At 71.4% G+C, this 13,285-nt stretch carries 13 protein-coding genes; 7 read left to right on the forward strand and 6 right to left on the reverse strand.

The features are described from left to right. Positions 1 to 323: 323 nt before the first annotated feature. From AQI88_RS24880 to AQI88_RS24890, 3 genes are all read right to left on the reverse strand, one after another. Entirely contained in the window at positions 324 to 1,124 is an 801-nt protein-coding gene (locus AQI88_RS24880; RefSeq protein WP_067003252.1) for a sugar phosphate isomerase/epimerase family protein, read from the reverse strand. An 18-nt stretch (positions 1,125 to 1,142) separates the two neighbouring features. After that, positions 1,143 to 2,075 (reverse strand): bifunctional helix-turn-helix transcriptional regulator/GNAT family N-acetyltransferase, encoded by a 933-nt coding sequence (locus AQI88_RS24885; RefSeq protein WP_067003254.1) that lies wholly within the window; start codon positions 2,073 to 2,075, stop codon positions 1,143 to 1,145. A gap of 110 nt (positions 2,076 to 2,185) precedes the next feature. Continuing rightward, positions 2,186 to 2,422, reverse strand: coding sequence for a response regulator transcription factor (locus AQI88_RS24890; protein WP_067003256.1), 237 nt, complete (start codon positions 2,420 to 2,422; stop codon positions 2,186 to 2,188). 346 nt (positions 2,423 to 2,768) lie between these two features. Here AQI88_RS24890 and AQI88_RS24895 point away from each other — a divergent pair, with 346 nt between their 5' ends. Continuing rightward, the gene (locus tag AQI88_RS24895) at positions 2,769 to 4,436 is read left to right on the forward strand and encodes an RNA polymerase sigma factor (RefSeq protein ID WP_067003257.1); all 1,668 of its coding nucleotides are present in this window, start codon (positions 2,769 to 2,771) and stop codon (positions 4,434 to 4,436) included. 249 nt (positions 4,437 to 4,685) lie between these two features. Here AQI88_RS24895 and AQI88_RS24900 read toward each other — a convergent pair whose 3' ends face one another. Further along, positions 4,686 to 5,147 (reverse strand): ATP-binding protein, encoded by a 462-nt coding sequence (locus tag AQI88_RS24900; protein ID WP_079057779.1) that lies wholly within the window; start codon positions 5,145 to 5,147, stop codon positions 4,686 to 4,688. A gap of 314 nt (positions 5,148 to 5,461) precedes the next feature. On the opposite strand from AQI88_RS24900, the gene AQI88_RS46055 reads away from it, so the two are divergent. From AQI88_RS46055 to AQI88_RS24910, 3 genes are read left to right on the forward strand one after another with little or no spacing between them, the layout of a single operon-like run. Continuing rightward, positions 5,462 to 5,629 (forward strand): hypothetical protein, encoded by a 168-nt coding sequence (locus AQI88_RS46055; protein WP_159050389.1) that lies wholly within the window; start codon positions 5,462 to 5,464, stop codon positions 5,627 to 5,629. A gap of 36 nt (positions 5,630 to 5,665) precedes the next feature. After that, the gene (locus AQI88_RS24905) at positions 5,666 to 6,979 is read left to right on the forward strand and encodes an MFS transporter (RefSeq protein WP_067003258.1); all 1,314 of its coding nucleotides are present in this window, start codon (positions 5,666 to 5,668) and stop codon (positions 6,977 to 6,979) included. Then, complete coding sequence (locus tag AQI88_RS24910) at positions 6,976 to 8,064, forward strand: tetratricopeptide repeat protein (RefSeq protein WP_067003259.1); 1,089 nt, start codon at positions 6,976 to 6,978, stop codon at positions 8,062 to 8,064. Before AQI88_RS24905 ends, AQI88_RS24910 begins: the two co-directional genes overlap by 4 nt. Before the next feature lie 33 nt (positions 8,065 to 8,097). Here the strand turns inward: AQI88_RS24910 and AQI88_RS24915 are convergent, their stop codons facing one another. Next, the gene (locus AQI88_RS24915) at positions 8,098 to 8,301 is read right to left on the reverse strand and encodes a dihydrofolate reductase family protein (protein WP_067003260.1); all 204 of its coding nucleotides are present in this window, start codon (positions 8,299 to 8,301) and stop codon (positions 8,098 to 8,100) included. A 126-nt stretch (positions 8,302 to 8,427) separates the two neighbouring features. Then, positions 8,428 to 9,474: a LacI family DNA-binding transcriptional regulator gene (locus AQI88_RS24920; RefSeq protein ID WP_067003262.1), complete on the reverse strand. Its 1,047-nt coding sequence runs from the start codon at positions 9,472 to 9,474 to the stop codon at positions 8,428 to 8,430. 236 nt (positions 9,475 to 9,710) lie between these two features. Here AQI88_RS24920 and AQI88_RS24925 point away from each other — a divergent pair, with 236 nt between their 5' ends. The 3 genes from AQI88_RS24925 to AQI88_RS24935 are packed head-to-tail and all read left to right on the forward strand — an operon-like array spanning position 9,711 to position 12,843. Then, complete coding sequence (locus AQI88_RS24925; RefSeq protein ID WP_067003263.1) at positions 9,711 to 10,862, forward strand: Gfo/Idh/MocA family protein; 1,152 nt, start codon at positions 9,711 to 9,713, stop codon at positions 10,860 to 10,862. Then, positions 10,859 to 12,010 (forward strand): dihydrodipicolinate synthase family protein, encoded by a 1,152-nt coding sequence (locus AQI88_RS24930; protein ID WP_067003265.1) that lies wholly within the window; start codon positions 10,859 to 10,861, stop codon positions 12,008 to 12,010. Before AQI88_RS24925 ends, AQI88_RS24930 begins: the two co-directional genes overlap by 4 nt. Before the next feature lie 32 nt (positions 12,011 to 12,042). After that, on the forward strand, positions 12,043 to 12,843 hold the full coding sequence (locus tag AQI88_RS24935) for a sugar phosphate isomerase/epimerase family protein (RefSeq protein ID WP_067003590.1): 801 nt from the start codon (positions 12,043 to 12,045) through the stop codon (positions 12,841 to 12,843). Positions 12,844 to 13,285: the final 442 nt, after the last annotated feature.

Raw genomic sequence — 13,285 nt, forward strand, 5'->3', positions numbered from 1 at the left:
CGCCCGCGCTCGTCGCCCGGCAGCCGTCCGTGCCGCCGTCCGGCAGTTGTCCGTGTTCGCCGTCCGGCGGGCTTCCGCGGCTCGCTGCTCGTCCCGGCCGCCGTCCGCGCCCGTCGCCCGACAGCCGTCCGTGCTGCCGTCCGCTGCCCGTCGCCCGGCAGCCGTCCGTGCCGCCGTGGGCTGGCCGTCGCCCGGCAGGCCTCCGCCGCTTGCCGTCCGGCAGTTGTCCGCCGCCCGACAGGCCCCCGTCGCCCACCCCCCCGGCAGGCCTCATCCGCCCCCGCCCGCAAGCGCTCCGCGGACCCGCAGGTCCGGCTGTCGGGCTAAGCGGCCTCGCCGAGTAGTCGTACGAGATGGTCGCGGCCCGCGGTCAGCAGGGCCGGGAGCGGGGCGGCCGACTCGTACCAGCGCTTCTCGTACTCCCAGCACAGCCAGCCGTCCCAGCCGTGCCGGGAGAGGACGTCCACGCACTCGGTGAGCGGGAGGACGCCCGCGCCGAGCGGGAGCGGGGTGGTGTCCTCGGCCGAGGCGATGTCCTTGACCTGGACGTAGCCGAGGTGCGGGGCGAGTGCCGCGTAGCTTTCCGAGGGCTGCTCGCCGCCCAGCCAGGTGTGCATCACGTCCCACAGCGCGCCCACCTGCCGGTGGCCGACCGGGCCGAGGATCCGGATCGCGTCGGCGCCGGTGCGGTGCGAGTCGTGGGTCTCCAGCAGGATCCGCACGCCGAGCGCGGAGGCGTCCTCGGCGGCGGTGCCCAGCCGCCGCGCGGCGACGGCGTCGGACTCCTCGCGGGGGCGGTCCGGGTCGGCACCCGGGAAGACCCGCACGAAGGGGGCATGCAGGTCATGGGCCAACTGGAGGAGCTGACGGATCTCCTCCAGGACGGGGGTGTCGTCGCCGGGTGCGGCGACGCGCGCGTATCCGGCGAGGCCCAGCACCTCGACCCCGGCCCCCTTGAACAGCGCGGCCGTCTCGGCCCGCGCGGCGGGGTCGAGGCCCGGGTGCACCGGCTCCTCGGGATGCGCGCGCAGTTCCACGCCGTGATAACCGTGCTCGGTCGCGAGTGCCAGGACCTCGGGGACGGGCAGGCCGGGGACGCCGAGAGTGGAGAACGCCAGCTTCATGGTCCCGGACCCTACTCGTCACACGCCCGATCCGTGCAGATCCAATCGCCAGTCCTGGCCCATCAGATCCTTGCCGAAGGAGCGGTGCGGCCTCTCGGCGACGAGCCCGAAGCCGTGCCGCTGGTAGAGGTGACGGGCGCTGCTGAGCACGTCGTTGGTCCACAGCACCAGGTCGCGGTAGCCGGCCTCGCGCGCGAAGTCGACGACGGCCCGCACCAGCCGGTCGCCGACGCCACGCCCGCGCGCGTCGGGCTCTACGAGGAGCAGGCGCAGCCGCGCGGTGGCCGGAACCTCGTCGCGCACGCACATCACACACCCCACCGCCCGCCCGTCCAGCTCCGCGATCCACACCCGCTCCAGATGCGGATCGTGGTCCTCGGCGAAGTCCGCGACGATCCTCGCCACCAGGCCCTCGTAGTCGGCGTTCCAGCCGTACTCGGCTGCGTACAGCTCCGCATTGCGCTGCACGATCCAGCCGAGGTCGCCGGGGCGCGGCGCACGCAGGACGACCTCCCGGGGACCCGGCGCCCGCTCGTCCCCGAGGAGGTCCCGGATGGTCCGCATGGCCTCCCCGAGGCGCGGCCGCTCCTGCGGCGCCACGGAGTCCAGCAGCGCCCCGACCGTCTCCCGCGCCCGCTCGTCCAGCAGCCCGGCGGTCTCGCGTCCGCGCGTGGTGAGCGTGACGCTCCTGCGCCGCGGATCCGCCGCGGACGGCCCGCGCTCGACCAGCCCCGCCTCCTCGAACTTGTTCAGGATGCGGCTCAGATAGCCGGCGTCCAACGAGAGGCGGGTGCGCAGGTCGGCCGCGTCCAGCTGCCGGGAGTGCGCGAGTTCGTACAGCACACGGGACTCCGTGAGGGTGTACGGCGCGTACAGGTGGCGGCCGTAGTCGAGGGCGCCGATGACTCCGGTGTAGAAGCGGTTGAAGGCACGGACGTCCTGGACGGTCATGATCGCCTCCGGATGCTTGACTCAGTCAGAGATACTGCCACTCCGAGACCAAGAGAGCATCCGGTCGACGTCCACGTTGTGGTGAACGGGCCACCGGACGGAGGCGGCGGTCAGTGTTCGGTGAGTTCGGACAGCAGCGCCAGCCGGATCAGCTCCGCCTGGCTGCGGATGCCGGTTTTTGCCCGGATGCGGCGGAGGTAGCCGTCCACGGTGTGTACGGAGATGCCGATCAGGCGGGCGGTTGCGGTGTAGGTGTGACCGTGACCGATGTGCCGGAGGACTTGCTGTTCGCGCGGTGACAGTGCCGGGTGGGGCGGGCGCGTTGCGGTGGGGGGTATGTCGTGCATCGGCTGTTCTTCCTGGCGGGGCGGGACCTGGTGTCCGCGCTCGTATGCAGGAGTCACGGGATGCCTGGCCGCCAGCACTTTTCTGCGGACGTTTTTTTGCCGCTTTTGCCGCTTGTTCTGCGCGGCGCCCGTAGAGGAGAGCAGCCACCACGCAGTCCGTCCGCCGCTACGGGCGACGCAGGCACAGGCTCCGTACGCCGGCTGTCCGGCCCGGTCAAGACACGTCATTTCGTGGCTTGGCCGACCGTTGCGACGGCGTATCCCCTGGGAGAGCAGCGGAGGGGCCGCTGCCCGTCACGTCCCTGCGTTTGCGGATGTGCGGAACTGCGCGAGGGAGTCCATCGGCATGGGCGTGAACGACCGAGGGATGGTCGCCGCCATGCAGGCGTCCGATCCCCAGGGGCTTGCAGCGGCATACGACACGTACGCGCATCGCCTGTACGGCTACTGCTGCTCGGTGCTGCACAATCCCGACGCGGCAGCTGACGCCCTGCAGGACACGTTCGTCCTCGCGAACGAGCGAATCGGCCAGCTACGGAACCCGGAACGGCTGCGTCCTTGGCTGTATGCCATCGCCCGTAACGAGTGCCTGCATCAGCTGCGCGGTCAACGCCGTACCACTGCGATGGACGAGGCGGGCGAGGTGTGCGACGAGACCGTCGACCTCGATGCCGACCTGCGCACCGAAGAGCTGCAGCACCTGGTGAAGGACGCGTTCGAAGGGCTGAACACCCGCGACCGCGAGGTGCTGGAACTGGCCATGCGCCAGGACCTGGAGGGCGCGGAGCTCGCCGCCGCGCTGGGCCTGCCGCTGAACCACACGCATGCGCTGCTGTCCCGCGCGCGCCAGCAGCTGGAGGGCGCCCTGGCCGCGGTGATCGTGGCCCGCAACGGGCGGCGCGACTGCGCGGAGCTGGCCCAGATGCTCGAGGCGTGGGACGGCACGATGACCATCTTGATGCGCAAGCGCATCAACCGGCACATCGGCGCATGCGAGGTCTGCGCCGAGCGCAAGCACCACGACGTCAGCGCCGCCTCGCTGCTGAGCCTGCTGCCCTTCCCTTTGCTTTCGCCCTCGTTCCGCGACCGGATGATCGCGATGGTCACAGATCCGGAGCACGCGGGGTACCGGCACGAGGTGACCGGGCGCGCGGGGCGCTTCGACCAGAACGGCTTCGCCGTCCCCCGCGACCGGTGGCTGCGCCATACGTCTCCCACGCCGGCCAAGATGGCCGCGGCCGGTATTGCGGGCGCGGGAATCCTGGTCGCGGGCCCCTTCCTGTGGGCCGGCCAAGGGCCAGGGCCGCAGGAGGACCGACCCGGCCCGCAGATCATGCACATCGAGCCGGGCGGAACCGTACCCCCAGGCGTGATGCTGAAGCCGGGCGATGTCGTCAACGGCAGAACACTGGCCCCGGGCAGGACCTACGGGCCGGGCGACAGGGTGCCGCCGGACGAGCCGCAACGGCGCATGCACCGCGGCTCGTCGGACGGGCTGTCGGAGCAGCAGGGGCTGTCGAACAGGTTGTCGGAGGAGCAGGGGCCGTCGGACAAGCCGTCGGACAAGCCGTCGGACGTGCCAAGTCCGTCGGACAGGCCGTCGCAGCAGCCATCCGACCAGTCGTCGCAGCAGCCGTCGGACAAGTTGTCGGACGAGCCGGGACCGTCGGACAAGGCATCGCAAACGCCGTCGCAAACGCCGTCCGAGACGCCGTCGCAAACGCCGTCCGAGACGCCGTCGGAAACGCCGTCGGATACGCCGTCGGAAACGCTCTCCGAGACGCCGTCCGAGACGCCGTCCGAGACGCCGTCCGAGACGCCGTCGGAAACGCCGTCGGAAACGCCGTCGGAAACGCCGTCGGAAACGCCGTCCGAGACGCCGTCGGAAACGCCGCCGCAAACTCCGTCCGACACACCGTCGGACCAGCCGGACCCGTCGCAGCAGCCCTCGGACGGTTCGCCGACCTCGGCGCCTCAGTGCGATCCCATCGAGCAGAACTGCGGAGTGTCGTGATCAGCGACGGGCGGACCCACGACGGGACGGGGTTCTCGCACTGCTGCGCATGGCCCTGACAGTCGATGGGGGTGCGCGGTGCTGACAGGCAGCCGGCGTCCCTCTGCCGGTCTTCGGTGAACGGCACCTTCGGTGAACGGCGTCTTCGGCGGGCGCCGCAGCGCAGACCTGTGCGGGCCTTGCCGCGGTGCTCGTCGGCGGCGTGGTCCGCCTTGCGCGGCCGGGGAGCCGGGACGACGGCCGCGGTGCTCAGCTCGCTGCGTCGGTCGTGATGCGCATGCCCACGCGGACCTCGCGGCCCTCCTCGTTGTCGTGGACCTCGGTCCACAGCGCCAGGAAATCGACGATCCCCGTGCCGCGGCCGTGCTCGTCGGGGGCGAGGTCCGCGTGACCGTGCTCGTGCGGGACGACCGCGCCCGAGTCCGTGAGGGTGATGAGCAGCTCGCCTGCGTCGAGGACGAGGAGCAGGGTCATCAGGGCGTGTCCGTGCTGGACGGCGTTGGAGGCCAGCTCGTCGACGATGAGGGCGGCGGAGTCGCGTTCGTCCTCGCCGATTCCCCAGCGGCTGAGGAGATCTTCCGCGAAGTGGCGGGAGGCGGGAACGGATGCCTCCTGCGAGGGCAGGGTCAGCTGGGCCTGCTGGGCGCCGAGCGGGACGTGCGCTGCCGTTGCGGTGTTGCGCGTTTCGTCGTGGTGGTCGGAGAGGAACATGGCCGCGATCCTTCAAAGGGAGCTTTGACCGGTCGGGCAGAGCCCTTCCGGTGTCCTGCACCTGTGAGATCCGAGACCCGCACCAGGGCCAACACCTTTTCGAAACGGTTTTTCAAGATTCTTCGTGAGGGCGCCGGACGGTGACCGGCGCCTGTCGAACTCTCCCGCTGCCCTCGTCAAGCCACGAACATTCGCGACTGCCCCTTCCTCCACCGCAGGGGCCATCGTCGTGGTGGGAGGCGTGCTCCCGCCGCGAGGCCGGAGCGACCGTGCGCCTCTGTGGTTCCCAGCAGTTCCCGACCGAGGAGGAAGCAATGACCATCCATCCGACGAGCCCGCTGTCGGCGGCCGTCAACCACAACGAGACCGTGGTGGAAGCCTGGGGCAACCGGGACGAGACCGTCGTCGAAGGCTCGGGCAACCAGGACGAGACCGTGGTGGAGGGCTGGAACAACCGCAACGAGACCCTGCTCGAGAAGTAGGCGAAACCGCTGACATGCTCGAGTGAGGACTCCGTGATGACCGCCATGCGGGCGCTCTTCCCCGCACTGCCCCGAAAAGCCTGGTCGGTACTGGGCGCGGACGCACTGTCCGCGGTGGGCAGCGGCCTGACCTTGCCGTTCCTTGTGCTCTACCTGCACACCATCCGCGGGTTCGGCCTGGCGACGGCCAGTCTGGCCGTGGCGGCCGTCGCGGTGGCAGGCCTGGCAGGCAACCCGCTCGGGGGCGCGCTCAGCGACCGGGCCGGCCCCCGGACCGCACTGATCGCCGGTCTGACGATCGCCGGTGTGGGCAGTGCCGGGCTCACCGTGGTGACCCACCCCTGGCAGGCCTTCGCCGCGGCCGGCCTGTCCGGCCTCGGCCTTGCTGTGGCCTGGCCGGCCCAGGACTCCCTGCTGGCACGTCTGGTCCGGCCCGGGCAGCGCTCGAGTGTCTTCGCCGTCCGGCACGCGACCATGAACCTCGGCCTGGCGGCCGGGGCGCTGCTGGCCGCTCTGCTCGTCGACACCTCCCGGCCAGGGACGTTCATCGTGCTCTATCTGCTGGATGCGGCAAGCTTCCTGGCGGCGATCCCGATCGTGCTCGGGGTCAAGGCACCCCAGGCCGGCCCGGCGACCGAAAAGGCACCGGACACCGGGGAGAGCACCACCGAGCGCACCGGCTACCGGCAGGTGCTGCGTGATCCGCTCCTGCGGCAGCTGTGGCTGCTCACTGCACTGCTGATCACGGTCGGGTACGGCCAGTTCAACGCGGCGCTGCCCGCGTATGCCACCGGGCAGGGCGGCATCAGCGCACGGGAGCTGAGCATCGTCTTCGCCGCCAACACCCTCACCGTCGTCCTCGCCCAACTTCTGACGCTGCGGCTCCTGTCCGGGCGACGCCGCACTCGCGGAATCATGGTCTTGTGCGGGATGTGGGCCGTCACGTGGCTGCTGACCCTACTGGGCGGCGCCACCGAGGCCTTCGCCGTCGGGCTGTTCGTCGGCGCCGCGGTCGTCTTCGGACTCGGCGAGACCCTGCTCTCCTCCACCGTGCCCGCTCTCGTCAACGACATCGCACCGGAGCACCTGCGGGGCCGCTACAACGGCGCCTCCACGCTGGCCTACACCACCGGCTTCGCTCTCGGCCCCCTGCTGGCCGGATTCACCCTGGCTCGGGGCCTGGCACCCGCCCTGTTCGCCGGGCTGGTCACAGCCTGCGCACTGGGCGCGCTGCTCGCTCACCGTCTGGAACGCCGGCTGCCCCCGACGGCGAACATCGTGGACGCCCCCGTGGCCGGCGCAGCAGCACCGGCGGTGCCGTCTGCCGACCCTGCGGACGTCGCGCCATGACCGCGGCCTCGCCGACCGCGGCACAGCTGCTCGACCAGGCTCTCGCCCGACGTGACGCGGCCGATTACACCGCAGCACTCGCTTGGGCGGCGAGGGCGCGGGAGGTGGCCGGACCGAGCGCCGAGCCGGCTGAACTCGTCCCCGTCCTGCTGGTCGAAGGGCGGCTGCATCAGCAGCTCGGCAACCTGACGCGGGCGGCACAGGCCTGCCGGCAGGCCCTCGCCCTCGTGGCACGACAGTCCGGCACCGAGCGCGTCGGGCTGTACGTACAGGCCCGGACCGCGCTCGCCGGGGTGCTCCGGGCCCAGGGCCGTTACGCCGAGGCGATCAGGCTGTTCCGCTCCACGCTGACCCTGGCCGAGGCCGAACTCGGCCCGGACGCGGAACAGGTCGCGTGTCTGTGCAACGACCTCGCGGTGACGTTCAAGTACTCAGGACACTTCACCGAGGCCGAGCAGCTCTATCGGCGGGTGTTGACCATCCTGAAGCGCACGCATGGACCCGTGCACACAGAGGTGGCCACCGTCTACCACAACCTCGGCGGCCTGGCGCACGCCCGCGGAGATTTCACGGCGGCCGAGCCCCTGGCCCGCCGCTCGGTCGCCCTGCGGGAGCAGGCCCTTGGCCCGGGGCACATCACGGTGGCCGCCGACCGCGCCGCACTCGCCGCCATCTGCGACGCGCTCGGCCGGCAGGAGGAGGCCGAAGCGTTGCTCCGCCAGGCCCTGGCGGTGTTCGAGTCCGTCTACGGAGCCGAGCACCACGAGATCGCGATCACCCTGAACAATCTTGCCGCCATCGCCTACCGACGCGGGAGGACCGAGGAAGCCGAGACGCTCTTTCGACGGGCGATGACCATCAAGGAAAGGGTTCTCGGCACCGACCATCCCGAACTCGCCCCCACCCTGCACAATCTCGCGCAAGTCCGCAGAGCCCGGGGCGATCTCCACGAGGCCGCGGCGCTGTCACGTCGCGCCGTTGCCGTCCTGCAGGGCACTGTCGAGGACAGTCATCCCCTGCTGGCCACCTGCCGCAGCGCCGACCCCACGACGACCACCCCGGGCCCCGGCGCGGCCACCCCCTGAGGCCGCCGCACGCGCACGTCCCGCCGCCTGCGCCTACGACTCTTCAGCGGCCCGGCGGAACACGTTCACCTGCACCCCGGTCTTCCCGGTGGCCGACGACACCAGCTCCCAGGTCCGCTGGCCCCCGTCCGCAGGGAAGACCGACTTGCCGCCGCCGGGCATCACCGGCATCACGACGAGCTGCAACTCGTCCACCAGCCCCTCGGCCGGCAGCGCCCATGCGCGGGGGCACCCCATGGCCCCGCTCACCTGCGCTGATGAGGCACCGTTGCCTGGAGTCGGCCTGATCCGCCGGACAGGACCCGGCCGCGGCTCGACACCGGCCAAGAAGCGGGCGGCCTACCGCACCGGCAGCCTCTTCCCTCAGCCCCGCGGCACCCCGGTAGACCCACGCACCATCAACTCCCCCCGCACCGAGGCGATCCCGCCGAGCGGCGGCTCCTCGCGGCCCATCGCGATGCGGCCCGCCCGGGCGCCCGCCTCCGAGAGCGGCAGGCGCACCGTCGTGAGGGACGGCACCGCGTCGATACTGAACGGGAGGTCGTCGAAGCCCGCCACCGAGACGTCCTCGGGAATCCGCAGCCCCGATTCGCGCAGCGCGGCACACGCACCCAGCGCGACGGAGTCGTTCGCGGCCACGATCGCGGTGAGGGACGGGTCGCGGCGCAGCAGCTCCAGCGTGGCCTCGTGGCCGGACCGGCGGTCGTAGCGGCCGTACACCGTCCAGCGCGGGTCCTCCTCGATGCCGGCCGCCCGGAGCGCGGCGCGGTGGCCCTCCAGGCGGTGCCGCGTCGTCGTGCGCTCCTCGGGGCCCGCGATGTAGCCGAGGCGGCGGTGGCCGAGGCCGATGAGGTGGTCCGTCAGGGCGCGGGCGCCGCCGCGGTTGTCGAAGGTCAGGGCGATGGCCTGGGTGTCCGCCGCCGGCGGGCGCCCGCACAGCACCACCCGGGTCCCGGCGTCCGCCAGCTTGCGCAGCTTCGCCGCCACCGCCGCCGCGTGCGGCGCGTTCTCCACGGCCCCGCCGGTCAGCACCACGGCGGCGGCCCGCTGCCGCTGGAGGAGGGTGAGATACGTCAGCTCGCGCTCCGGCGACCCGCCGGTGTTGCACACGACCGCCAGGCGCTCGCCGCCCGCCCGGCCGCCCGGGCCCCCGATCTCGGCCTGGATCGCGCTCGCCATGATCCCGAAGAAGGGGTCGGCGATGTCGTTGACGAGGATGCCGACGAGGTCGGAGGTGGCCGCGGCGAGGGCGCTCGCCGGGCCGTTGAGGACGTAGTCGAGCTCGTCCACGGCCCGCAGCACCCGCTCGCGTGTGGAGGCGGCCACGGGGTAGTTGCCGTTCAGCACGCGCGACACCGTCGCGGGGGAGACCTGCGCGCGGGCCGCCACGTCCGCCAGGGTCACCGTCATCTCGTCGTCCTCCGGTCGCGCTTCTGATCGCGCATTGGTGCTCGTACGTCCTCGTAGACAGGCCGGGCACGGTCACGGTTCCGTGTGGTGTCGAGCAGACCTTAAGGCCAACCACCCCGTTTGTTCGCCCCCTCGAACAACTCGAAGTGGACCAGGCCTTGTCGCGACCCCTGGTCAGAGGCTAGCTTCTCATCGTATAGAAAGCGCTTGCTACTGTAGTTGCGAAGGGGACTGACGTGACACGCAAGACGGTGCGGATCGCCATGAACGGCGTGACCGGGCGCATGGGGTACCGCCAGCACCTCGTCCGGTCGATCCTCGCCCTGCGCGAGCAGGGCGGCCTCGGCCTCGGCGACGGCACCGTGCTGTGGCCGGAGCCGATCCTGCTCGGCCGCCGCGAACGTGCGCTCAGGGAGATCGCCGAGCGGCACGGCCTGGAGCACGTGTCGACGGACGTGGACGCGGTGCTCGCGGACCCGTCCGTCGACATCTACTTCGACTCCCAGGTCACCTCGGCCCGCGAGGAGTCGATCAAGAAGGCGATAGCGGCCGGCAAGCACATCTACACCGAGAAGCCCACGGCCACGGGGCTGGAGGGCGCCCTCGACCTCGCCCGCCTGGCCCACGCGAAGGGCATCAAGCACGGCGTCGTCCAGGACAAGATCTTCCTCCCCGGCCTCCTCAAGCTGAAGCGGCTCATCGACGGCGGCTTCTTCGGCCGGATCCTGTCCGTCCGGGGCGAGTTCGGCTACTGGGTCTTCGAGGGTGACTGGCAGCCCGCCCAGCGCCCCTCCTGGAACTACCGCGCCGAGGACGGCGGCGGCATCGTCGTCGACATGTTCCCGCACTGGGAATACGTGCTCCACGAGCTGTTCGGCCGGGTGACCTCCGTCCAGGCCCTGGCCACCACCCACATCCCGCAGCGCTGGGACGAGAACGGCAAGCCCTACGACGCCACCGCCGACGACGCGGCCTACGGCGTCTTCGAGCTCGAAGGCGGCGCGATCGCCCAGATCAACTCCTCCTGGGCGGTCCGCGTCAACCGCGACGAGCTGGTGGAATTCCAGGTCGACGGCACCGAGGGCTCGGCGGTCGCCGGCCTGCGCAACTGCCGCGTCCAGCACCGCAGCACCACCCCCAAGCCCGTCTGGAACCCGGACATCCCCGCCACCGAGGTCTTCCGGGACCAGTGGCAGGAGGTCCCGGACAACCAGGACTTCGACAACGGCTTCAAGGCCCAGTGGGAGCTGTTCCTCAAGCACGTCTACGCCGACGCGCCGTACCACTGGGACCTGCTGGCCGGCGCCCGTGGCGTACAACTGGCCGAGCTGGGCCTGAAGTCCTCGGCCGAGGGCCGCCGCCTCGACGTACCGGAGGTCTCCCTGTGACCATCCGACTGCCGGGCGCTGACGGCCGCTTGTGGACGTACGAGCCCCGAACCGAACCCCTGGCGCTCGCGCCGGGCACCCCCTTCACCTCCCGTACGGTCTTCTCGGCGGCGCACGTGGTCGCCGACCCGTTCGCGGACGTCTCGCCCGACTCGCCCGCCGCCGTCGACTGGGACGCCACCCTCGCCTTCCGCCGCCATCTGTGGTCCCACGGGCTCGGCGTCGCCGAGGCGATGGACACCGCCCAGCGCGGGATGGGCCTGGACTGGGCGGGCGCGGCCGAGCTGATCCGCCGGTCGGCGGCGGAGGCCCGGAGCGTCGGCGGCCGTATCGCCTGCGGCGTCGGCACCGACCAGATCACCGGCGGCACCCTGGCCGAGATCCGCGCGGCCTACGAGGAGCAGCTCGCGGTCGTCGAGGAGTCGGGCGCCCAGGCCATCCTGATGGCGTCCAGGGCGCTCGCGTCCGCCGTACGCGGCCCCGAGGACTACCTGGAGATCTACGGACATCTCCTGCGCCAGGCCGCCGAGCCGGTGATCCTGCACTGGCTGGGCCCGATGTTCGACCCGGCGCTGGAGGGCTACTGGGGCTCGTCCGACCTGGACGCCGCGACGGACACCTTCCTGGAGGTGATCTCGGCCCACCCCGACAAGGTCGACGGCATCAAGGTCTCGCTCCTGGACGCGCAGCGCGAGATCGACCTGAGGCGGAGGTTGCCGCAGGGTGTGCGCTGCTACACCGGCGACGACTTCCACTACCCCGAGCTGATCGCGGGCGACGGGAAGGGCTTCAGTCATGCCCTGCTCGGCATCTTCGACCCGCTGGGCCCCCTGGCGGCCGAGGCGGTCCGGGTGCTGGACACGGGGGACACGGCGGGCTTCCGCGCCCTGCTCGACCCCACGGTCGCCCTCTCCCGCCACCTCTTCCGGACCCCGACGCGCTTCTACAAGACGGGCGTCGTCTTCCTGGCCTGGCTCGCCGGCCACCAGTCGCATTTCACGATGGTCGGCGGCCTCCAGTCGGCCCGCTCCCTGCCGCACTTCGCCCGCGCCTACGAACTCGCCGACGGCCTTGGCCTGTTCCCGGACCCGAAGCTGGCCGAAGAACGCATGAAGAACCTGCTGTCGCTGTACGGGGTGATCCAGTGAGCACCGGACTCGAACGCCTCTCCATCAACCAGATGACGGTCAAGCAGCTGTCACTGCCCGAACTGGCCGACGCCTGCGTGCGGTTGGGCGTACCCGGCGTGGGCCTGTGGCGTGCGCCGGTCCAGTCGTACGGCGTGGAGGCGACCGCCAGGCTGGTGCGCGACGCGGGCCTGACGGTGACGACCCTGTGCCGGGGCGGCTTCTTCACGGCGATAGACCCGGCCGAGCGGGAGCAGGCCGTGGCCGACAACCGCCGGGCGATCGACGAGGCGGCCACGCTCGGCACGGACACTCTTGTCCTGGTCTCGGGCGGCCTGCCCGCAGGCTCGCGCGACCTGCACGGCGCCCGCGAGCGCATCGCCGACGCACTGGCGGAGCTGGGCCCGTACGCCGAGGAGCACGGCGTACGCCTGGCCATCGAGCCCCTGCACCCCATGTACGCGGCCGACCGCTGCGTGGTCTCGACCCTCGCCCAGGCCCTGGACCTCGCCGAGCGCTTCCCCGCGCACCAGGTGGGCGTGGCCGTGGACACGTACCACATCTGGTGGGACGACCGGGCCCCCGCCCAGATCGCCCGGGCGGGCGCGACGGGCCGCATCCACACCTTCCAGCTCGCCGACTGGACCACTCCGTTGCCCGAGGGCGTCCTGAACGGCCGGGGCCAGATCGGCGACGGCTCGATCGACATGCGGGAGTGGAAGGGGTACGTGGAGGCGGCGGGCTACACCGGCCCGATCGAGATCGAGCTGTTCAACGAGGGGTTGTGGGCCCGGGACGGGCGGGAGGTGCTGGCGGAGACGGCGGAGCGGTTCGTGACGTACGTAGCCGGATGACACCCGCCGGGCCCCTACCGGAGCAGGGCCCGCCACGGCGGTGCTCAGTGCTCGGGGTTGGGGTCACCGAAGTCGTGTGGAGGCTCGCATGTGGAACGTCCCGTTCTCGTCGCTGAGGACGGCACACCATTGCTGCGGCAAGCCCATCGCTGAACCGAGTGGGGCAGCGGAGTGAAAAATCCGGGTCCTGCGAATGAGGTGGGGCCGCAGGAGGTTAGAGCTCTGGACAACAGTCGTTGCTTGTGTTGTCTCCGCAGCCCGAGATGGCCTGGACCAAGCCGCACGGCCGACGACCGCCTCACACCGTGCCGATGTCGTGATGCCGTGATCTTGGAGGTCCCGTGTCGCCAGCCGATCCTGCCATCGATCGACTAGTGGAGTCCGCGCGCCATGCGCCTGAGGACCTGATTGCCCGGCTTGTGGAAAGCGACGACTTTCGCGA

The sequence above is a fragment of the Streptomyces cellostaticus genome, assembly GCF_001513965.1.
Classification (GTDB): Bacteria; Actinomycetota; Actinomycetes; order Streptomycetales; family Streptomycetaceae; genus Streptomyces; species Streptomyces cellostaticus.